Genomic DNA, 22,935 nt, shown 5'->3' with positions numbered 1-22,935 from the left:
TCATGCGATCGCGGTCCGGCGTTCCAGCAAGGCTTCAAGCTCATCCAGCAACTCATCACCGCGCAGCAACTCGTAATGCCCGCCCGCCAACAAGCGATCAACCCCGTGATGGCCGACCTGCGCCTCGAACACCCGGCGCTCGTCGTCGCGCTCGGCCACCCACCAGCGATGGGCCGCCACTTGCACCTTCGGCAACTGCCGTTGGGCCAGGGCCAGTTGCTTGAGCGACGAACCGGTGGCGAAGATCTGCGTCAGTTCGCTCGCACCCAGCGCCGCGTTTTCATTGGAACCGTGCATCGCCGCTTCGATCACCGCTGCGGCACCTTCACGCTCGTTCAGGCCAGCGGCTTTCAAGGCAATCAGCGTCTCTGCTTCTTCAGACGGTTGACCGAGGACGAACTTAAGGAAGTCGGCCAAATCTTCGCGCCAGTCCCCCGCTTCCGCCGTGCCCGCCACGTAGCTGTCGACCAGTCCGGCAAACGCAACCGTCTGACCTTGGGCTTCCAGTTCATGGGCAACCAGTTGCGTCAGCGCACCACCCAATGACCAGCCGAGCAGGTAATACGGACCTTGCGGCTGCTGCGCACGAATCCGCTGGGTGTAGGCCTGAGCCATCGCCAGCAGCGATTCGTCCTGCCATTGCGGATCAAGCAGCATGCGGCATTGCAGGCCATACACCGTGCGCCGTCCTTCAAGACGCCGGGCCAAAGGCTCGTAGTCGAACACCGTGCCGAAACCGGCGTGCAGGCAGAACAGAGCCGGCACATTCGCGACCCGGCCATTGAGCGTCAGCAACGGGTCTGGCGCTTTCGCAGGTTCGGCAGCCTGATAGCCACTGAGTTCGGCAATGCACGGTTTCTGCATCAAGTCCCGCAGCTTCAATTCGAAGCCCAGTTGCGGCTGGCTGCGCACCCGTGAGATGACTTTGAGCACCTGCAACGAGTCGCCGCCGAGTTCGAAGAAGTTGTCGTCGATGCCCACTTGCGGCACGCCGAGCACCTCTTGCCAGATCGCGGTCAACGCCTGCTCCAGTGCGTTGCGCGGTGCGCGGTAACCTCCGAGCGCCCATTCCGGCTCCGGCAGTGCGCGGCGGTCGAGCTTGCCGTTGGCCGACAGCGGGAAACGCTCCAGCACGAGGATTCGCGCCGGCACCATGTAGTCCGGCATTTGCGCTTGCAGCTCGGCCTTCAAACGACGATCCAGTCCGACCGCACCGGCAGCCACCACGTAACCGACCAACTGCTTGCCGGTCGGCGTGTCGTGCACCACCACGGCGGCATCCTGCACGCCTGCACATTCACGCAAGCGCGCCTCGATTTCGCCCAGTTCGATACGGAAACCACGGATCTTCACTTGCTGATCGAGGCGGCCGAGGTAGTCGATCAAGCCGCATTCGCGCTGGCGCACCAGGTCGCCGGTGCGGTACATGCGACCACCGGCCTCGAACGGATCGGGAATGAAGCGCTCGGCGCTCATGCCCGGACGCTGGTGATAACCCCGCGCCAGGCATTCACCGCCCAGATACAACTCTCCGCTGACACCCACCGGCAGCGGATTGAGATCGGCATCCAGCACATACAAACCACGCCCGGCCACGCCACGACCAATCGGCGCATAGGCCGCGTCGCAGGTTTCGCTGGCCTCGGCACGCCACAGCAGCGGCGTGACCACGGTTTCAGTCGGGCCGTAGCCGTTGACCAGACGCTGCGGACGCAAGGCACACTTGACCTGCTCGAAACTGGCGTCCGGCACCGCATCACCGCCGAAGCAATACACCTCGACCGCCGGAGGATTGCCCAGACGCTCGGCCACTTCGGCCATTTGTTGCAGGTAGGCCGGCGGGAAGCAGGCGACGGTAACGTGGTGACTATGCAGCACTTCCAGGGTTTGCTCCGGGGTCCACAAGCTGTCCTCGCGGATCACCAGGCTGCCACCGGCCAGCATCACGCTCAGCCAACGTTCCTGGGCGCCGTCGAAGGCGAACGACATGAAGTGCAGTTCGCGGCTGCGCGGCGCCAGTTCATAGAGGTCGATGATGCCGCGGCAATGCCGGGCAATCGGTCCACGCGCCACGGCCACGCCCTTCGGTTGGCCGGTGGAGCCAGAGGTGTAGATCAGGTACGCCAGATGTCCTGGCAATGGCTCAACAACCGGGCATTCGCTGCTGCCGACAATGCTCAAATGATCGAGCAACAAGCGCGGCGGGCTGTCGGCCAATGTCAGCCGTTCACCCAGATCGCTGTCGCAAATCAACAGGCTCGCCGCCGAATCGCTGAGCATGTAGGCCAATCGTTCAGCCGGGTAGGCGAGGTCCAGCGGCAGATAGGCCGCGCCCGCCTTCAGCACCGCGAGGAACGCCACGATGGTGCGCTCGGAACGCGGCAACGCCAACGCCACCATGCTTTCCGCCCCGATGCCGCGAGCGATCAGTTGCTGCGCCAGACCGTTGGCCTGTGCGTCGAGATCGGCATAGCGGACCTCACGATCCTCGCAGAACAACGCGATTTTCTGCGGCTGGCTGCGCACATGCTGATTGAACGCGTGCAACAAATCCGTGTTGTCGGCAGACGCTTGCGGCAGGCTCAAACGCGCCTCGGGCAATCCGATGTTGCCAAGCAGGCAATCGGCGTCTTCCGGCAAGGCGCGCAGCAACCCTTCCAGCTGAGCACGAATGCGCTCGACTTCCTGTTCGCTGAAGCGATCACGCAAATACAGGTATTCGACTTCCAGGCCGTCGTCGTTGGCGCTGACCATCAAGTCCATCGGGAAGTTGGTGACGCCACCGCTGCCGACTTCGGCAAAGCGCAGTTCGCCTTCTTCGCCACCGCGCAAGGCACGGTCCACCGGATGGTTTTCAAACACGATGATGCTGTCGAACAGACCCTGGCCACCCTGCCCGGCCCAGCGCTGGACGTCGGACAACGGCGTGTGTTCGTAGTCGCGCACGGCCAGGTTGTAATCCTGCAACTCACGCAGCCACTCGCCCAGCGGCTGTTGCGGGTCGAGGGTCTGGATCACCGGCAAGGTGTTGATGAACAGGCCGAGCATTTCCTGGGCACCGGGCAAACCGGTCGGGCGCCCCGCCACTGTCGCGCCGAAGGCCACGCTGCGCTGTCCGCTGTGGCGCTGCAACAGTAACAGCCAGGCACCTTGCACCAAGGTGTTGAGGGTCACGCGCTGACGCTTGGCGAAACTGTGCAACTTGCGCGTCGCCTCGGCATTGAGGTCGCTGTAAATCACGCCGTGGCCAGAACCTGCGGCACCGGACGCCTTGGCCAGAATGGTCGGGGCTTCCAGCAACGCCAGACGCTCGCGCCAGAAACCTTCGGCCTGGGCATCGTCCTGACGTTGCAGCCAGGCGATGTAATCGGCGTAACGACCGGTCAGCGCCGGCAGGCTGTCGTGGTGATACAGGCGCAGCATCTCGCCGAGCAGACGCGAAGCACTCCAGCCGTCCAACAGCAGGTGATGGTAGATCCAGATCATCTGGTAACGCTCTTCACCCAGGCGAACCAGGATGAAGCGCATCAGCGGCGGGCAGCTCAGGTCGAAGCCTTTGGCTTGCTCGGCAGCCGCCAGTTCGCTCAGTGCCTGTTCGGTGTCACTGCGCTCACGCCAGTCGAGTTCTTCGATCGGCAACTCAACCTCGGCAAACACCGCTTGCAGCGGATCGGCCAGACCATCGCGCCAGCGGAACGCCGCGCGCAGCACTTCATGACGCTCGACCAACGCCTGCCATGCCGCGCGGAAACGCGGCACCTGCAAGCCATCCACGGCCACGCTCAACTGGTTGACGTAGGGGTTGAGCTCCGGTGAATCGAGGCAATGGAACAACATGCCCTGCTGCATCGGCGACAGCGGATACAGGTCTTGCAGCCCCTCATGCGCCGTCGCATCGATGTGCGGAACGAGGGCAAACGCCTCGACGGTCGGCGCTTTCACCAACGTAGCTTCACGACGGGTCGCCACGGCGGCGAGTGCACGAATGGTCTGCTGTTCGAACAATTGCTTCGGACTGAACACCAACCCGCGCTGCCCGGCACGGCTCACCGCTTGCAGCGAAATGATCGAGTCGCCGCCCAGTTCGAAGAAGTTCTCGGTGACGCCCAGCGAATCCAGGCCGAGCAGCTCCTGCCAGATCTCCACCAACAGCGCCTCGGCGGGCGTCGCGGCGGCGACCTGATCGAGGCTCTGACGCGAGGCTTCCGGCGCTGGCAAACCCTGACGATCAAGCTTGCCGTTCGGCGTCAGCGGCAGCGCGGCCAGACACATCAGGTGCGCCGGCAACATGTGCGCTGGCAGACGGCTGCGCAGCTGTGCGGTCAGTGCGTCACGCAGGTCCTGCTCGTCGGCCAGCGGATCGCGCGGCACTACGTAACCCACCAGTTGGCGACTCACCGGACCGTCGCGGTCGATAACAAACGCTTCACGCACGCCTTCGTGCTCCATCAGGCAGGCTTCGATTTCGCCGAGCTCGATACGGAAACCGCGAATCTTCACTTGCTGGTCAATGCGGCCGAGATATTCGACCACGCCATCGGCGCGGAACCGTGCGAGGTCGCCGCTGCGGTACAGCCGCGCCCCCGGCACGAAAGGGTCCGGCACAAAACGTTCGGCAGTCAGGTCCGGACGCTGGTGGTAACCCCGCGCAACGCCCTCGCCGCCGAGGTACAACTCGCCCGCCACGCCGACCGGCAATGGCTGCAAACCACCGTCCAGAATGTACGCGCTGCGGTTGCCCACCGGGCGGCCAATCGGCATGAACGCCGAGTCGAACTCGGTATCCGGATACGCCAGCCAGATCAGCGGCGTGATCACCGTTTCGGTCGGGCCGTAGCCGTTGATCAGGCGCTTGGGTTGCAGCACTTGCTGAACTTCGTCGAACGCATGCTTGGCCATGCCTTCACCGCACGGGGTGTAGGAACGGATCGGCAGATCGCGCCCGGCTTCGCCCATGTAATCGGCGATCTGCGCCAGGTAGCTCGGGGTGAAACAGGCGATGGTGATGCGGTGTTTTTCGATTTCGGCGCAGGTGCGCTCAACGCTCCACAACTCGTCGTCGCGCGGCATCACCGCCGAACCGAACACCAGCGGTGTCAGCCAGCGTTCGTGGGCGCCGTCGAAGCTGATCGAGGCAAATTGCAGTTCGCGGTCGTCCGGGGTCATGCCGTACAACTCGCCGATCGACACGCAATGCATGGCCAGCGGACCGTGGGCCACGCTGACGCCTTTCGGTCGCCCGGTGGAGCCCGAGGTGTAGATCAGATAGGCGAGGTTTTCGCCGCAGGTCAGGTTGACCGGGTTGCTGTCCGCCATGGACTCCAACGGTTCACGGTCGATTTCCAGCACCGCGAGGCCTTCCGGCAACGGCAGTTTTTCCCGCAGCCAGGATTGACTGATCAGCAGCGAAATCCCGCTGTCGTCCATCAGATAGCTCAGGCGTTCAGCCGGGTACGCCGGGTCGAGCGGCACGTACGCGCCGCCCGCCTTGAGGATCGCCAGCAATCCGACGATCATTTCCGGCGAACGCTGCATCGCCAGGCCGACCCGCACTTCGGGGCCGATACCGCGCCCGCGCAAGTGATGGGCCAAACGGTTGGCGCGGCGGTTGAGTTCGTCGAAGCTCAGTTCCACATCATTGAAGATCAGCGCCGTGGCGTCCGGTCGGGCAACGGCCTGCGCCTCAATCAGTTGATGCACGCACAGCGGGTTTTCCGCGACGGTGAACGGCGGGTTCCACGCCAGCAATTGCTGGGCGCGCTCCGGTGCCGTCAGCAGGTCCAGTTCGCTCAAAGCAGCCTGAGGTGCCGCGACCATCGCCGCCAGCAACGCGGCCAGATGCTCGCTCATGCGCGCAATCGCCGTGCTGCTGAAATGGCTGCACTGGTAGCTCCAGTTCAGGCTCAGCTGACTTTCAGCGGTGGCCGCCAGGGTCAGCGGGAAGTTGGTGCGTTCGTGGTTCTGCGGGATCGAGAAGCTCAATCCGGCCGGCGCACCCTGTTGCAGGGCTTCGGCCACCGGGAAGTTTTCGAACACCAGCAAGCTGTCGAACAGCGGCTCGCCAGCACGCCCGGCCCAGCGCTGAATGTCACCGAGGGCGGTGAATTCATGTTCGCGCAGTTCGAGGTTCTGCGCCTGCAAACGGCTCAGCCATTGCTCGACGCTTTCCACCGCGTCCGGGCTGCTGATCACCGGCAAGGTGTTGATGAACAGACCGAGCTGGCTTTCAGCCCCCGGCAAATCCACCGGACGCCCGGCCACTGTGGCGCCAAACGCCACGCTGCGCTGGCCGCTGTAGCGTTGCAGCAGCAGCGCCCACGCGCCTTGCACCAAGGTGTTGAGGGTGACTTTCTGCTGGCGGGCAAAGTCGCTGAAGCGTTTGCTGGTGGCGACATCGAACGTCTGGCGATGGTCGGCAAACTCCGCCTCCGACAGGTTTTTGCTGTCGCCATGGGCGAGGCTCTGAGCCAGCAGCGTCGGGTTGTCGAGGGTTGCCAGTTGCCCGCGCCAGAAAGCCTCGTCGGCCTCGGCATCCTGACGTTGCAGCCAACCGATGTAGTCGGCGAAACGTCCGGTGGGCGCCTGCACCTCTTGCCCGGCATAGCGCTGCAAGACTTCGCTCAGCAGCAGCGAGTTACTCCAGCCGTCGAGCAGCAGGTGATGGTGGGTGTAGATCAGTTGCTGACGCTCGTCGTCCAGGCGCACCAGCGTCAGGCGCATCAGTGGCGCTTTGGTCGAGTCCAGTTGCAGGCGTTCGCTGTCGATCAGTTGCGCCAGCGCTTCGGCCTGATTGTCGTGACCACGCCAGTCAAGACAGGTCAGTGGCAATTGCAGATGACGATGCACCAGTTGCACCGGCGCTTCGAAACCTTGCGGGAAGTGGAAACTGCTGCGCAGGATCGCATGGCTGTCGAGCACCGCTTGCCACGCGCGGCCCAAACGTTCGGCATCGAGACCGCGAGCCTCGACGCTGAGCTGGTTCACATAGGCACCGGACGCTGATTCGTAGAGGCTGTGGAACAGCAAACCGGCCTGCATCGGCGACAGCGGATACACATCTTCGATCTGCGCCGGCGACACCGGCAGACCATCGAGTTGCGTCTGACTCAGGCGCGCCAGCGGGAAGTCCGCCGGGGTCACGCCGCCCGCGCCATCGCTCAGGCAATGGTCGATCAGCGCCAACAGCTCAGCGCGGAAATCGATGGCCAGGGCTTCAATCTCGCGCAGCTCGAAGCAGTCGCGGCTAAAGGTCCAGTCGAGTTTCAGCTCACCGCCATAGACCTGACCGTCCACCGACAGCCAGTTAGGCAGTGGCGCATCGGCGGATTGCGCGGCGCCGCTGGATTCCTTGGCCGGGGTGAACAACGCGTCCTCGGCAAAGCTCTGGTCGAACTGGCCCAGGTAGTTGAAAGTCACCCGCGCCTGCGGCAATGCCGCCAATGCGGATTGCGCCGCAGCATCGCCCATGTAGCGCAGCAAGCCGAAGCCCAGGCCTTTGCCTGGGATGTCGCGCAGTTGCTGCTTGATTGTCTTGATCGAAGCGCCGAGGTCGGCGGTCGGTGTCAGGCGCACCGGGAACAGGCTGGAGAACCAGCCGACGGTGCGGGTCAGGTCGATATCATCGAACAGCTCTTCGCGGCCATGGCCTTCGAGCTGAATCAACGCCGACGCTTCACCGGTCCAGCGGCTGAGGGTGCGGGCTAATGCGGTCAGCAGCAGATCGTTGACCTGAGTGCGGTAGATCGCCGGGGCCTGTTGCAGCAACTGGCGGGTCTGATCGCGATCCAGGCCGATGCTCACGCCCTGGCGCAGATGCCCGGCCTGACTCGCTTGCGCGTTGGCCGCCGGCAGCGAATCGCTGGCTCCGGCCAACTGCGCTTGCCACCAATTCAGTTCGTCGGCGGCGGTTTTAGAGCGTGCGTAAATATCGAGTTTGTCCGCCCAAGCCTGGAAAGCGCTGGTCTTCGGCGGCAGTTCTTCACCTTGATAAGCGGCCTGCAAATCTTCCAGCAACACCCGCCACGAAACACCGTCCACCGCCAAGTGGTGGATCACCAGCAGCAAGCGTTGCGAGCCATCAGCCTGGGCGATCAGCGCCACGCGCAGCAGCGGTCCGTCTTGCAGGCTAAGGCTGCGCTGGGCTTCGTCGCACACCGACTCCAGCGAGGCATCGCTGGCGACACGGGCGGTCCAGAGCATGTCAATGACGTCGGCGCTGTCGGCGCCGACATAACGCGCCGACCATTGGCCGTCGACCTGACTGAAGCGCAGACGCAGGGCATCGTGCTGCTTGAGCACACGTTGCAAGGCACCTTGCAGACGCGGCAGTTCAAGGGTTTCGCGCGGTGTCAGCAACACCGCCTGGTTCCAGTGTGCGCGTTGCGGGATCGGTTCTTCGAAGAACCAGCGCTGGATCGGCGTGAGTTTTTGCACGCCATCGACCGGCCCTTGTTGGGCCAGCGGCGCGGCCTGTTCCTTGACCACGGCAGCCAGGGCTTGCAGGGTTTGCTGCTGGAACAGGTCGCGCGGTTGCAGGTTGAGGCCGGCACGGCGGGCGCGACTGACCACTTGAATCGAAATGATCGAATCGCCGCCCAGCTCAAAGAAATTGTCCTGACGCCCGACCTGCTCCACGCCCAGCACGTCCTGCCAGATCTGCGCCAGCACCTGTTCATGGCTGCTGCGCGGTGCTTCGAACGCACGCTGGCTGATCTGCACGGTCGGCGCCGGCAGGCGTTTGCGATCCAGTTTGCCGTTGGGGCTCAGCGGCATCTGTTCGATCAACACGGTCTGCGCCGGCACCATGTAATCCGGCAGGCTGCCGAGCAAATGGCTTTTCAGGGTTTCGCGCCACGCGCCCTGTTGCTCGGCATCGGCGCCGACCAAAGCGCGATCCTGCGGCACGATGTACGCCACCAGTTGCTTGCCGCTCGGGCCGTCGAGGGCCAGGACCACGGCTTCCTGCACGTCGGCATGTTCTTGCAGACGCGCTTCGATTTCCCCGAGTTCGATGCGCAAGCCGCGAATTTTCACTTGGTGGTCGATGCGTCCGCAGTAATCGATGGCGCCATCGGCGCGATACCGCGCCAGGTCGCCGGTGCGGTACAGGCGCTCGCCGCTGCCGAACGGGTCGACCACGAAACGCTCGGCAGTCAGCGCACCACGACGGTGATAACCGCGCGCCAGACCAACGCCGCCGAGGTACAGCTCACCCACCGCGCCCAGCGGCAACGGTTGCAGTTCGCTGTCGAGAATGCAGGTGCGCAGATTGGCGATCGGTCGGCCGATCGGCACGCTGTCGCGACCCTCTTCGACGCAGGTCCAGTGGGTCACGTCGATGGCCGCTTCGGTCGGGCCATACAGGTTGTACAGGTTGGCTTGCGGCAGGCTGCGCAGGGTCTGGCGTTGCAGTTCCATCGGCAGCGCTTCGCCACTGCAAATGATCCGGGTCAGCGAGGTACAGGCCAGCGCTTCGTCGGCACCGATGAACGCCGAGAGCATCGACGGCACGAAGTGCAGCGTGGTGATCGCTTGCTCAACGATCAGCGCGGCGAGGCGTTGCGGGTCGCGATGCTCGCCCGGTGCGGCGATCACCAGCGTCGCGCCTTTCATCAGCGGCCAGAAAAACTCCCACACCGACACGTCGAAACTGAACGGCGTCTTTTGCAGCACGCGGTCTGACGGCAGCAGGTTGTAGGCTTGCTGCATCCACTCGATACGGTTGTGCAGCGCCACATGGCGGTTGCCCGCGCCTTTTGGTTTACCGGTCGAACCGGAGGTGTAGATCATGTAGGCGAGGTTTTCTGCCACGGCGATGTTCGGCAGATCGCTGCCCGGCAGGTCGCTCAGCCAATCGGCATCGGCGTGCAGGCACAGGGTGCGCACGTTGTCCGGCGTCGGCAGTTGCGCCAGCCAATGCGCTTGGGTCAGCAGCAACGAAATGCCGCTGTCTTCGATCATGTAGCTCAAGCGATCGAGCGGGTATTCCGGGTCCAGGGGCACATAGGCGCCACCCGCCTTGAGGATCGCCAGCAGGCCGACCACCATTTCCAACGAACGGTCGCAGGCGATCCCGACGATCACTTCCGGGCCGACACCCTGCGCACGCAAGTGATGGGCCAGACGATTGGCGCGCAGGTTCAGCTCGGCGTAGCTCAAGGACTGGCCCTGGAACACCAGCGCCGTCGCGTCAGGGTTTTCAAGCACCCGTGCTTCGAAATGCCGCTGCACGCAGACTTCGCCCGGATACACCTGAGCCGTGTCATTGAGATCATCGAGAATGCGCAGGCGCTCGTCGGCATCCAGCAACGGCAATTCGGCCAGCGGGGTTTGCGGGTTCGCCAGCACCCCGGCGAGCAGATTGCGCCAATGCCGGGCCAGCGTTTCGATGCGCTCAGCGTCGAACAGGTCGGTGGCGTAGGTGAGGCTGGCGAACAGTTTGTCGCCCTCTTCCTGGGTATCGAGTTGCAGGTCGAACTGGGTGGTCTGCGCCGTGGCGTTCAGCGCCTCGACCCGCAGCCCTGCCAGCAAACCGCTGACCGCTGCCGGCCGGGCTTGCTGGTGGTTGAACATCACCTGGAACAACGGGCTGTGGCTGAGGCTGCGCTCGCCTTGCAGGGCCTGCACCAGACGCTCGAACGGCAAGTCCTGATAATCCTGGGCATCCAGCGAGGTGGCGCGAGTTTGCTCCAGCAACTGGCTGAACGGCAGGCGTCCGTCGAGTTCGGCGCGCATCACCTGGGTGTTAACGAAGAAGCCGATCAGGCCACGGGTTTCTGCCCGGTTGCGGTTGCCGATCGGCACACCGATGCGCAGATCAGCCTGACCGCTGTAGCGATAGAGCAAGGCCTGGAAACTGGCGAGCAACAGCATGAACGGCGTCACGCCGCGCTGTTTGGCCAGGGCCATCAAACCGCTTGCGAGTGTAGCGTCCAGTGCGAAATCCAGACGCGCACCGCGCTGGCTCGGCTGGGCCGGACGCGGACGATCCGTCGGCAGTTCCAGCAGCGGCTGTTCGCTGCCGAGTTTTTCACGCCACCAGTTCAGTTGACGCTCCAGCTCCCCGGCTTCCATCCAGCGACGTTGCCACGCGGCGTAGTCCGAATACTGGATCGGCAGCGCTTGCAGCTCCGCGCCCTGCCCTTGGCAATGGGCGCCATACAGTCGGGAAAACTCTTCGATCAATACGCCCATCGACCAGCCATCGGTGACGATGTGGTGCAGGGTCAGCACCAGCACATGGTCCTCGGTGTCCAATTGCAACAGGCTGACGCGTAGCAGCGGGCCGTGCTGCAAATCGAATGGCCGGGCGATTTCCTGCTCGACCTTTTTCATTGCACATTCGAAACGCTGCGCCGCAGGCTCTTCGCGCAAATCGTGCTGTTCGATGGACAGCGAAGTGAACGCCGCCAGCGTTTGCAGCACCTGGCCGTCGTCCTCGACGAAGCGGCTGCGCAGGCTCTGGTGCCGCTCCAGCAACACATCAAAACTCTGTTGCAGGGCCGCGACATTCAGCGGTCCATGCAGACGCAGGGCGGCAGGAATGTTGTACGCCGAACTCTGTGGATCGAGTTGCCAGAGGAACCATTGGCGCTGCTGCGCGTAGGACAGTTCAAACGTCGCTTGCGGCTCGGCAGCGGCAGGAATCGGCAGTTGGCCAAAACTCACACCCTGCTCTTGCATCTTGGTCAAAAACTCGCGGCGCTTGTCGGCGGGCAGGCCGGCAAAGCGAGTGGCGATACGCATGGCGGTGGTGTGTTCCATCAGTTGATCTCCATCTCGTCGAGAAGCGACTCAAGCGCATCCAGACGTGCATCGTTGTCAGTCGGGGCTTGTTGCCCGGCCATGGCGGCATAAGCCTGAAGGTCGTTGCTTTCGAACAGCGCGCGCAGCGGCAGCTCGATGCCCAGTTGCAGTTCCACGCGGGCACTGGCCTGGGCGGCGAGCAGCGAGTGCCCGCCCAATTCAAAGAAGTTGTCGCGCCGGCCGATCTGCGCCACGCCCAGCACGTCGGCCCAGATCGCCGCCAGTTGCCGTTCGAGTTGGCCTTCGGGGGCTTCGAACGGTCGTTGCCAGTCCTCGGCATCCGGCAGCGGCAAGGCCTTGCGGTCGAGCTTGCCGTTGCTGGTCAGCGGCAGGTCATCGAGCAGCAGCCAGTGGCTCGGCACCATGTAGTCCGGCAGGTCGACCTTGAGCGCGGCGCGCAGGTTGTCGCGCCAGGCGATCGGGTCATGCGGCGTCTGTTCGGCGACGACGTAGGCGCAAAGCTGCGGCCCAGCGTCACCGGCATGCACGCTCAACACCGCCTGACGCACACCCGGTTGCGCCAGCAGCGCGGCCTCGATTTCACCCAGTTCGATGCGGAAGCCGCGAATCTTCACTTGCTGGTCGATGCGCCCGAGGTAATCGATGCTGCCGTCGGCGCGTTGACGCGCCAGGTCGCCACTGCGATAGAGGCGTTGCGCAGCGTCAAACGGGCTCGGCACAAAACGCTCGGCGGTCAGGCCGAAACGCCCGTGATAACCCCGCGCCAGACCCGCACCAGCGATGTACAACTCGCCCGCCACACCCACCGGGACCGGTTGCAACTGACTGTCGAGCAAGTACCAGCGCAGGTCGCGGATCGGCAGGCCAATCGGGCTCTGCGCCTTGCCGTCGAGGTCGGCCAGGCGAATGGCGCGGTAGGTCACGTGCACCGTGGTTTCGGTGATGCCGTACATGTTCACCAGCGTTGGCTGCTGGTCGCCGAAGCGTTCGAACCATGGGCGCAGGCTGGCGACTTCCAATGCTTCGCCACCGAAGATCACCTGACGCAACGCCAGGTTGCGTGGGCTGGCGCAGGCAATCGGCAGCAGTTGACGGAACGCGGTCGGGGTCTGGTTCAACACCGTCACGCCTTCATCGCAGAGCAAGCGGTGGAATTCCTGCGGCTCGCGGCTGATGTAATACGGCACGATCACCAGACGCCCGCCGGTGCACAGCGAACCAAACAGCTCCCACACCGAGAAATCGAACGCGTAGGAATGGAACAGAGTCCAGACATCGTCCGCGCCGAAATTGAACTCGCCAGCGGTGGCCGTCAGCAGGCGGCCGACGTTGCCGTGGCTGAGCAATGCGCCTTTTGGCCGACCGGTGGAACCGGAGGTGTAGATCACGTAAGCGAGATTGTCCGGCGTCGCCAGCGGCAGCAAATTGTCGGTGCTGTAGGCCTCCAGTTGCAGCGACGTCAGGTCCAGCACCTGCACGCCATCGCGGGCCGGCAAACCGTCGATCAAGTGCGATTGGGTCAACAGCAGCGCGATGCCGCTGTCGTCGATCATGTAGCTCAAGCGCTCGGCGGGGTATTGCGGGTCCAGCGGCACGTAGGCGCCACCGGCCTTGAGAATCGCCAGCAAACCGACCACCAGCGGCATCGCCCGCTCGGTGGCGATACCCACGCGCACTTCCGGCCCGACGCCCTGCTCGCGCAGTTTGCGCGCCAGTTGGTTGGCCTGGGCGTTGAGCGCGGCGTAGCTCAGGTGTTCGCCCTCGAATACCAGTGCAATCGCGTCCGGCCGTTGCGCAGCCTGGGCTTCGAACAGTTGATGCAAGGTTGGCGACGGCGCTTGCGCTTGGAACGTCGGGTTCCAGTGCTGGATCAAACCGTCGTATTGCGGCGCTTGCAGCAACGGCAGCTCAACGACGCGTTGCTGCGGATCGGCCACCACCGCACGCAACAGGTTCAGCCACTGCTCGGCCAAACGCTGCATCGAAGCTTCGTCATACAGGTCGGTGGCGTAGCTCAGGCTGGCATCAAGTGCATCGCCCTGCTCCTGGGTATCCAGCACCAGATCGAATTGCGCGGTGTGCTGCTGCCAGTGCAAACGCTCGACCTGCAAACCAGCGACGACCCGCTCGACGCTCGCGCCCAACTGCTGCTGATGGTTGTAGAGCACCTGGAACAATGGGCTGTGATTGAGGCTGCGGTCCGGTTGCAAGGCATCGACCAACTGCTCGAATGGCAAGTCCTGATGGGCCTGCGCGGTCAGCGCCGTTTGCTTGACCTGTTGCAGCAAGGTACTGAATGGTTGCTGCCCATCGATCTCGGCACGCAGCACTTGAGTGTTGATGAAGAAGCCGATCAGGCCTTCGGTTTCCAGGCGCGAACGACCAGCACTCGGCACGCCAACGCTGATGCCCGACTGCCCGCTCTGACGGTGCAGCAGGGTCTGGAAACTCGCCAGCAACAGCATGAACAAGGTCACTTGCTGTTCTTGTGCACATGCACGCAAACCGGCCAGCAGTTCGCGATCAACGTTCAGCGACAGACTCGCCCCGCGTTCGCTGCGGCGAGCTGGACGGGTCAGCTCACTCGGCAACTCCAGCGGTGCCTGGCTGCCCTGCAGTTGTTCGCGCCACCACGCCAGTTGCCGCGCGCCCTCGCCCGCTTCCAGCCAGTCGCGCTGCCAGAAGGCATAGTCGCTGTAAGCCACCGGCAAACGGTTGAGGTCAGCCGCGCGGCCCTCGGCAGCCGCCTGATACAACGAGCTGAACTCATCAACCATCACCTGCATCGACCAGCCATCGGCAGCGATGTGGTGCACGGTCAGCACCAGCACATGTTCCTCGGCGCTGACTTGCAGCAGCAATGCGCGCCACAGCGGACCGTTGCGCAGGTCGAACGGCTGGGCGATTTCTTCGGCCACGGCATCGTTGATCGACGACTCTGCGACCGGTCGCTCGCTCAACTGCAACGCCAGTTCGGCGTGCACCAACGGACGCGCCTGTTGACCGTCCTGTTCGAAGGTCGTGCGCAGGGTTTCGTGACGGGCCTGCAATTGCAGGAAGGCTTGGCGCAGGGCCTGCATGTTCAGCGGTCCTTTCAGGCGCAGCGCGGCGGGAATGTTGTAGGCGCTGCTCTGCGGGTCCAATTGCCAGAGAATCCACTGGCGCTGCTGGGCGTAGGACAGAATCCGCGGTTGATCGTCCGCCGCACGTTGCAGTTGTGGCTGAGCACTGGTCTCGGCAAGCGCCGCACGCTCGGCGAATTCCGCCAAGTTCGCGGCGGAGAACAGGCTGCTCACCGACAGTTCGATGTTCAGTTGCTGGCGTGCCCGTGAGATCACTTGCAGCACCAGCAACGAATGGCCGCCCAACTCGAAGAAGCTGTCGTCGCGACCGACTTGCTCAACCTGCAATACGCTCTGCCAGATCTGCGCCAGTTGCGTTTCCAGTCCTTCAGTCGGGGCAACAAAGGCACGTTGTGCCGCACTGCCTTCAGCCCGTGGCAAGGCCTTACGGTCGAGTTTGCCGTTGTTGTTGAGCGGCAATTGCGCCAGCAGGATCAGATGGCTCGGCACCATGTATTCCGGCAGCGCTTTGCGCATAACGGCCTTGAGCCCTTCCAGATAGTCAGCCTCGGAATTCACCACGCCGCTGGCGACGACGTACGCCACCAGTTGCGTGCCGTCCTGGGCGATGACCGCCGCTTCGCGCACCTCTTCCCGGGCTTGCAGGCAGGCTTCGATCTCGCCCATTTCGATGCGGAAGCCGCGAATTTTCACCTGATGATCGATGCGCCCGACGTATTCCAGATCGCCGTTGGCGTTGTAGCGCGCCAAGTCACCGCTGCGGTACAGACGTGCGCCCGGTTCGCGGGCAAACGGGTCCGGCAGGAAACGTTCGGCGGTCAGCGCCGGACGGTCGAAATAGCTTTGCGCCAGGCAGGCCGGGGCACCGATGCACAACTCGCCGACGCCATCAGCCGGCAGCAACTGACCGGCCGCATCCAGCACATACAACGCTCGGCCGGGAATGGCGCGACCGATCGGGATGCCAAACGCGTCGCTGGCATCGTCCAGACGGCATTCATGCACGCTAGACACCACGGTCGCTTCGGTCGGCCCGTAGGTGTTGAGCAAACGCACATGACTCAAACCGGCCTGATGCCACAGGCGCAAACCTTCCACCGACATGGCTTCGCCGCCAACGTGCACCTGACGCAAATCGCCAAGGTTGCGCACCACACCGCTGGCGCATTCGCGGGCCAGCAGGAACCAGTAGGCGGCGGGCAAGTCGGCCACGGTCACGCCTTGCTCAATGATTTCCGCCGCCAGTCGACCGGCGTCCCACAGGTCATCGCCACGCATGATCAACGCCGCGCCAACGCACAGCGCCGGGTAGCACTGCTCGACGAAGCCGTCGAAGCTGAAGGTCGCGAATTGCAGCACACGGTCAGCACCCGACAGCACTGAATAGTCGGCAGCGGTCTGGCAGAACTCGCGCAGCGCGCCATGGTCGATGGCCACGCCTTTGGGCTGACCGGTCGAACCGGAGGTGTAGATGATGTAGGCCAGGTCTGCGCCGACGGCGCCGTTTTGTGGATCGGTGTCCGGATAGCCTGTGGCTTCGTCCAGGCTCAGCAGGCGCAGATGCACCGGCAGCGGCAAGTCTTCCAGCAGGCCCGACTCGCACAGCAGCACATCGAGACGGCTGTCCTCGATCATGTAACCGAGGCGTTCGGCCGGGTATTTCGGGTCCAGTGGCACATAGGCCGCGCCGCTTTTCAGTACCGCGATCAGGCTGACGATCAGCTGCGGGCCGCGACGCAGCGCCAGGCCGACACGCTTGCCGGGACCGGCACCGTTGTCGATCAGGCGATGGGCCAGGCGATTGGCCTGGGTATTCAGCTGGCCGTAGCTCAGGGACTGACCGTCGACCTGCAATGCCAGCGCATCCGGAGTGGCAGCGGCTTGCGCGGCGATCCTTTCGTGGACCAGAAGTGTTGTGGATAACTCAACCGTGGCCGGCTGGCTGATGGCGAGTACCGCGTTTTTGCCTTCGGCATCGAGCAGTTCCAGCGCACCCAATGCAGCGTCCGGGGCGCCGACCAATTGCGTCAGCAGGTGCTGCAGATTGGCCGACAGTTGAGCGACCTGGGCAGCACTGAAACGCGCCGCGTCGTAACTGAAATCGAAACTCAATGCTTCGCCCAACTCGACGCCCAGCGTCAGTGGATAGTGAGTGCGCTCATGGTTGTGCAGGTTTCCGAACGACAACCCGGCCGGTGCACCCTGCTTCAGCGCTTCGGCGACGGGGAAGTTTTCGAACACCAGCAAACTGTCGAACAGCGCCGAGCCCTGTTGCCCCGCCCAACCTTGAATGTCGTAGAGCGGCACGTGTTCAAACTCGCGCATGGTCAGGTTCAGACCTTGCAACTCGCTCAGCCACTGGCTGACGGTCTGATCCGGCTTCATCGAGCACACCAGCGGCAGCGTGTTGATGAACAGCCCCAGTTGCTCTTCGATCCCCTGCAACGGTGCTGAACGCCCGGCCACGGTCGCGCCGAACACCACGCAATCCTGGCCTGTGTAGCGTTGCAGCAACAGGCTCCACGCCGCTTGCAGCACGGTGTTGAGGGTGACTTTCTGCTGACGGGCGAACTCGGCCAGACGCTGGGTTGCGCGGCTGTCGAGGGCCACGCGATGTTCCTCGCTGCCCTCGGCGCCAACCGGTGGGCGCAGGGCTTCGGCCAGCAGGGTCGGGGCTTCCAGCGGCGCCAGCGCAGCTTTCCAGAATTGCTCGCCAGCGACGGCCGATTGCTGCTTCAACCAGCCCAGGTAATCGCGGTATTGCCCCGTTGGCGCCGGCAGCGACTGCCCGGCGGCGTAGTGCTGGATGACTTCGGCAAGCAACTGCGCGTTGCTCCAGCCGTCCATCAGGATGTGATGACTGGTGTAGATCAGGTGCCAGGCGTCGGTGCCGGTACGCACCAGTTTCAAACGGAACAGCGGCGCCGTGCCCAGCTCGAAACCCTGGGCACGTTCGGCATCGGCCAGCGCGTCGGTGTCGGTCGCCTCAAGCACTTCCAGCGGCAACGCGACCTGACGGGCAATCGCCTGATGCGCGGTGTCGAGACCCTGCCAGTGGAAGCTGCTGCGCAGAATATCGTGACGCTCGACCGCTGCCTGCCAGGAGCGGGTGAAACGCTGGATGTCCAGGCCGCCGATGTCCAGGCGCAACTGGCTGATGTAGGCGCCGACTTGCGGCTCGTACAGGGTGTGGAACAGCATGCCCTGCTGCATTGGCGACAGCGGATACAGGTCCTCCAGCGTCGAGACGGCGAGCGGCAATTCATCGAGTTGCGCCTGATTGATCTGCGCCAGCGGGAAGTCCGACGGCGTGGCTTGCGCCACTTCAAGTGCGCAGCAGTGATCGATCAGCGCGTTCAGTTCATGCGCGTATTCGTCGGCCAGACGCTGGATGGTCGCGGTGTCGAACATCTCGCGGCTGAAGCCCCAGCTCAGGGACAACTCGCCGCCATAGACCTGACCTTCGACCACCAGCCAGTTGCCCAGCGGCGCCGACGGGTCCTGCGCCACACCGTTGCCTTCGGTGGATGGGGTTAACAACGCGCCCTCATCGAACTGACGGTCGAACTGCCCCAGATAGTTGAAGGTAATCCGCGGTTGCGGCAGCGCCGCCAGTTCCGCGCGGACCTCAGGCGTGCCGAGGTAGCGCAGCGCGCCGTAACCCAGGCCTTTGTCCGGGACGTTGCGCAGTTGTTCCTTGATTGATTTGATCGATGCGCCGAAGTCGGCGTCGGGTTTCAGGTTGACCGGGAACAGGCTGGTGAACCAGCCGACGGTGCGGGTCAGGTCGATATCGTCGAACAGGTCTTCGCGGCCATGGCCTTCGAGCTGGATCAGCGTGCTGCCCTGCCCGCTCCAGCGGCAAACGGCGCGGGCCAATGCGGTCAGCAGCAGGTCGTTGACCTGGGTGCGATAGGCCGCCGGAGCTTGTTGCAGCAGCTGACGGGTTTGTTCGACGTCGAGTTTAAGTTCGAGTTTTTCTTCGAAGCGATTTTCCAGAGCACCGTTCGGGCGCTCGCATGGCAGTTCGTTCGCCGCGTCTTGCAATTGCTTCTGCCAGTGGCCGAGGTTGTATTCGAAGGCTGGCAGATGATCCTGCAAACGCGCGACCCAATGCTGATAAGTGCTGGTTTTCGCTTGCGCACTGCCGCCGGTGTAGAAGTGCTGCAAATCTTCCAGCAGCACGCGCCAGGAAACACCGTCCACCGCCAGGTGATGGATCACCAGCAGCAAACGTTCGGAGCCGTCAGCCATCGCCACCCATAGTGCGCGCAACAACGGGCCGTTTTGCAGATGGAGGCTGCGTTGGGCCTCGTCGCAAAAGGCGTTGAGTTGCTCGACCGATTGCGCCTGACGCTGCCACAACACCGACTCCGTGGTCGGCGCGGCGTAAGTTTGCTGCCAGGTGTTTTCTGCCTGTGCATAACGCAGGCGCAAGCTGTCGTGCTGGGTCAGCAATTGCTCCAGGGCACGCTCCAGCGCTTCGATGTTCAGCGCCTCGCGCGGCATCAGCAACAGCGACTGGTTCCAGTGCTGACGCTCGGGGATCGCCTGTTCGAAGAACCATTGCTGCACCGGCGCCAGCGCCACTGCGCCCACCGCCGGACCTTGATCGATCGGCGATTGCTCGCCAGTGCGTGCCGCTTGGGCGAGGCTGCGGATGGTCTGATGCTGGAACAGGTCCTTGGGACTGAGCACGATACCGGCCTGCCGCGCACGGCTGACCACTTGCATCGAGACGATGGAGTCGCCGCCCAGTTCAAAGAAATTGTCTTCCAGGCCGACGCTGTCGATGGCCAGCACGTCTTGCCAGATAGCGGCGAGGGATTTTTCCAGTTCGCTGCGTGGCGCGACGTGTTCGCGTTGTTGAGTCGATCCATCAATCGCCGGCAAGGCCTTGCGGTCAAGTTTGCCGTTCGGCGTCAGCGGCAGGTGGTCAAGGAACAACAGGAACGCCGGGACCATGTAGTCCGGCAAATGCTGACGCAGCGCGGCTTTCAGCGTCTCGCGCAAGGTCGCTTGCGCCTCGGCATCGACTACCAGCGCTGAATCGTTTGGCACGATGTACGCCACCAGTTGCTGACCGCTGGCGCCTTCCTGAGCCAGCACCGCCAGTTCGCGCACCGCGTTTTGCTGCAACAGCCGCGCTTCGATTTCACCGAGTTCGATGCGGAAGCCACGGACCTTGACCTGATGGTCGATGCGGCCGACGTATTGCAGGGTGCCGTCGGCCTGATAACGGGTCAGGTCGCCGGTGCGGTACAGGCGTTCGCCGCTGCTGGAAAACGGGTTCGGCACATACTTTTCAGCGGTCAGGCCTGGGCGAGCCAGGTAGCCACGGGTGATACCCGCACCGCTCAGGTACAGCTCGGCGGACACGCCTTGCGGCACCGGTTGCAGGTCGGCATCCAGCAGATAGCTGGCGGTGTGCTTGAGCGGGCGACCGATGTTGGCGCGACCGCCGGCCTCGCGGCGGGTCCAGGTCGAATAGGTGGTGTCTTCCGACGGGCCGTACAGGTCGTAGACGTGTTCGACGGTCGCTTGCTGATACAGCGCGTCAACCAGGCTTTGCTTGAGCGGTTCACCGGCCAGATTGATGATGCGCACGCTCGGCGTGATCTGCCCGTCGCGTTGCAGCGCGTTGATCGCCGATGGAACCGTGTTGATCAGACGCACCTGATCCCGCGCCGGCAGATGCGGCAACTCCAGGGCGTTGCGGGCGATGATCAGCGAACCGCCGTTGGCCAGGGTGACGAACAGCTCCCACACCGACAGGTCGAAGCACACCGATGTCGAGGCCAGCACGCCTTGAATGTCGTCGCGGCTGTAAACCGATCTGGACCAGTCGATCAGCGCCAGCACATTGCGATGGGCGATGGCTACGCCTTTGGGTTTGCCGGTGGAACCGGAGGTGTAGATCACGTAGGCGAGATTGTCCGGCGTGACGCGGGTGACCGGGGTGCTTTGCGGGTAGTCGGTTAGCGACTGGATGTCGTCCATCAACAGGACTTGAGTGTCTGCGCTCACACTCAACGATTCGGCGACAGCCTGCTGCGTGATCAGCACCAGCGCGCGGCTGTCTTCGAGCATGTAGGCGACGCGCTCGACCGGGTAATCCGGGTCCAGCGGCACGTAGGCGCCACCCGCCTTGAGCACGGCGAGCAAAGCCAGCAGCAGATGCTCGGAACGCTGCATGGCCACGCCGACCCGCACTTCCGGGCCGACGCCGAGTTCGATCAGTTTGTGTGCCAGACGGTTGGCTTGCTGGTCGAGTTCACTGTAAGTCAGATGCGTGTTCGCGAAGGTCACGGCCAATGCATCAGGGCTCTCAGCCACTTGCTTGCTGATCAGCTGATGAATGCACAGGTCTTCGGCGAAGCTTTCATCGGCGCGGTTCCAGTCATGCACGATGCGCTGATATTCGGCCTGTTCCAGCAACGGCAAATCACTGATGTGCTGCTGCGAATCGCTGACCATGCCTTGCAGCAAACGTGTCCAGTGCTGCGCCATGCGCGCGATGGTCGCAGCGTCGAACAGGTCGTTGGCGTAGGTCAGCGCGGCGTGCAGTTTGCCACCCTTCTCATAAGTATCGAGGGTCAGGTCGAACTGGGTGGTGCGCCCTTGCCACTCGATCATGCCCAGTGCCAGGCCGGACGCCGTGGTCACCGTGGAAATGTCCGCGACCTGCGGCTGGTGGTTGTACATCACCTGGAACAGCGGCGTGTGGCTGAGGCTGCGTTCCAGCTTCAAGGCTTCGACCAGGCGCTCGAACGGCAGGTCCTGATGGGCCTGGGCGCCCAGCGCGGTTTCCTTGATGCGGCGCAGCAGATCGTCGACACGGGTCTGGCCGTCCAGTTGCGTGCGCAGCACCTGGGTGTTGACGAAGAAACCGATCAGGCCTTCGATTTCGGCACGATTACGGTTGGCAATCGGCACGCCGACGCGGATGTCGTTCTGCCCGGTGTAACGGTGCAGCAGCACGTTGAACGCACCGAGCAGCAGCATGAACAGGGTGATGTTGTGTTTCTGTGCAGTGGCGCGCAGTTGCTCGGCCAGTTGCCCGTCGACGGCGAATTCGTAGCGCGTGCCGCGATAGCTCGGCATCGCCGGGCGCGGATGATCGAGTGGCAGTTCCAGCACAGGGTGTTCATCGCCCAGTTGCGCCTGCCAGTATTCAAGTTGACGCGCCTGCTCGCCTGCCTCCAGCCAGCGGCGCTGCCACAAGGCGTAGTCGCTGTACTGGATCGGCAATGGCGCGAGTTGCGGTTGCGTGCCCGCATCGAACGCGTCGTAGCAGCGGATGAATTCGTCGATCAGCACGTTCATCGACCAGCCGTCGGACACGATGTGGTGCAGGGTCAGCAGCAGCACGTGCTCCTGTTCAGCGAGTTTGAGCAGGGTCACGCGCAGCAGCGGACCGGCGCCCAGGTCGAACGGCAACACCGATTGCTGCTCGGCGGCCCGGGCCACGGCCTGCTCGCGCTCGATGGCGGGCAAGGCGCTGAAATCGACGTGATCGATCACCAGCGGCGCGCTGGCCGGCACTTGCAGCAGGGTGTCATCGGGTTGCGGCGCAAACACGGTGCGCAAGGTTTCATGACGCGCCACCAGACTGGCGAAGGCCTGTTCCAGCGCCGGCAGATTCAGACGACCGGTCAGGCGTACCGCGCCCGGCAGGTTGTAGGCGCCGCTTTGTGGGTCCAGTCGCCAGAGAAACCACATGCGCTGCTGGGCGTACGACAACGCCTGGCGATCCTCGGCCTCGACGCCGGCTGGAATAGGGAAACGGGCGAAATCAACGCCCTCCTTGTGCAAGGCCGCAAGGAACATCTGGCGCTTTTCCAGGGGCAACCCGATAAACCGGCGAGCAAGTTTCAAGGAGTCTTCAGCATTCATTTCTGGGTATCCGGATCAGTGGCGGGAAGCACAAAGGCACGTCGTCCCTATAAAACGAATGCAGACCGGAAAAATTAGCGAATGAGAACAAGTATCAGAAGGGAGATTTCAGAACGCTGAAAATCCCTGTGGGAGCGAGCTTGCTCGCGATGACGGAGTGTCAGTCGACATCAATGTTGTCTGACACACC

Annotated in this window: 2 protein-coding genes; both read right to left on the bottom strand. The window is 63.5% G+C overall.

All coding sequences use genetic code 11. The annotated features are described in order from the left end of the window. Nucleotides 1-11,763 (bottom strand): amino acid adenylation domain-containing protein, encoded by an 11,763-nt coding sequence (locus ACW9JC_RS09525; protein WP_457454833.1) that lies wholly within the window; start codon nt 11,761-11,763, stop codon nt 1-3. Continuing rightward, nucleotides 11,763-22,745 (bottom strand): amino acid adenylation domain-containing protein, encoded by a 10,983-nt coding sequence (locus ACW9JC_RS09520; RefSeq protein ID WP_457454832.1) that lies wholly within the window; start codon nt 22,743-22,745, stop codon nt 11,763-11,765. Before ACW9JC_RS09520 ends, ACW9JC_RS09525 begins: the two co-directional genes overlap by 1 nt. Nucleotides 22,746-22,935 lie beyond the last annotated feature (190 nt).

The organism is Pseudomonas sp. SDO5591_S426, assembly GCF_054070755.1.
The sequence above is the reverse complement of the archived record's forward strand: the minus strand, read 5'-3'. Positions and strand labels throughout refer to the sequence as shown.

Bases quoted from the DNA above. Each gene is read 5' to 3' on its own strand.
- ACW9JC_RS09525 (WP_457454833.1), bottom strand. From the start codon at position 11,763: ATGGAACACACCACCGCCATGCGTATCGCCACTCGCTTTGCCGGCCTG.
- ACW9JC_RS09520 (WP_457454832.1), bottom strand. From the start codon at position 22,745: ATGAATGCTGAAGACTCCTTGAAACTTGCTCGCCGGTTTATCGGGTTG.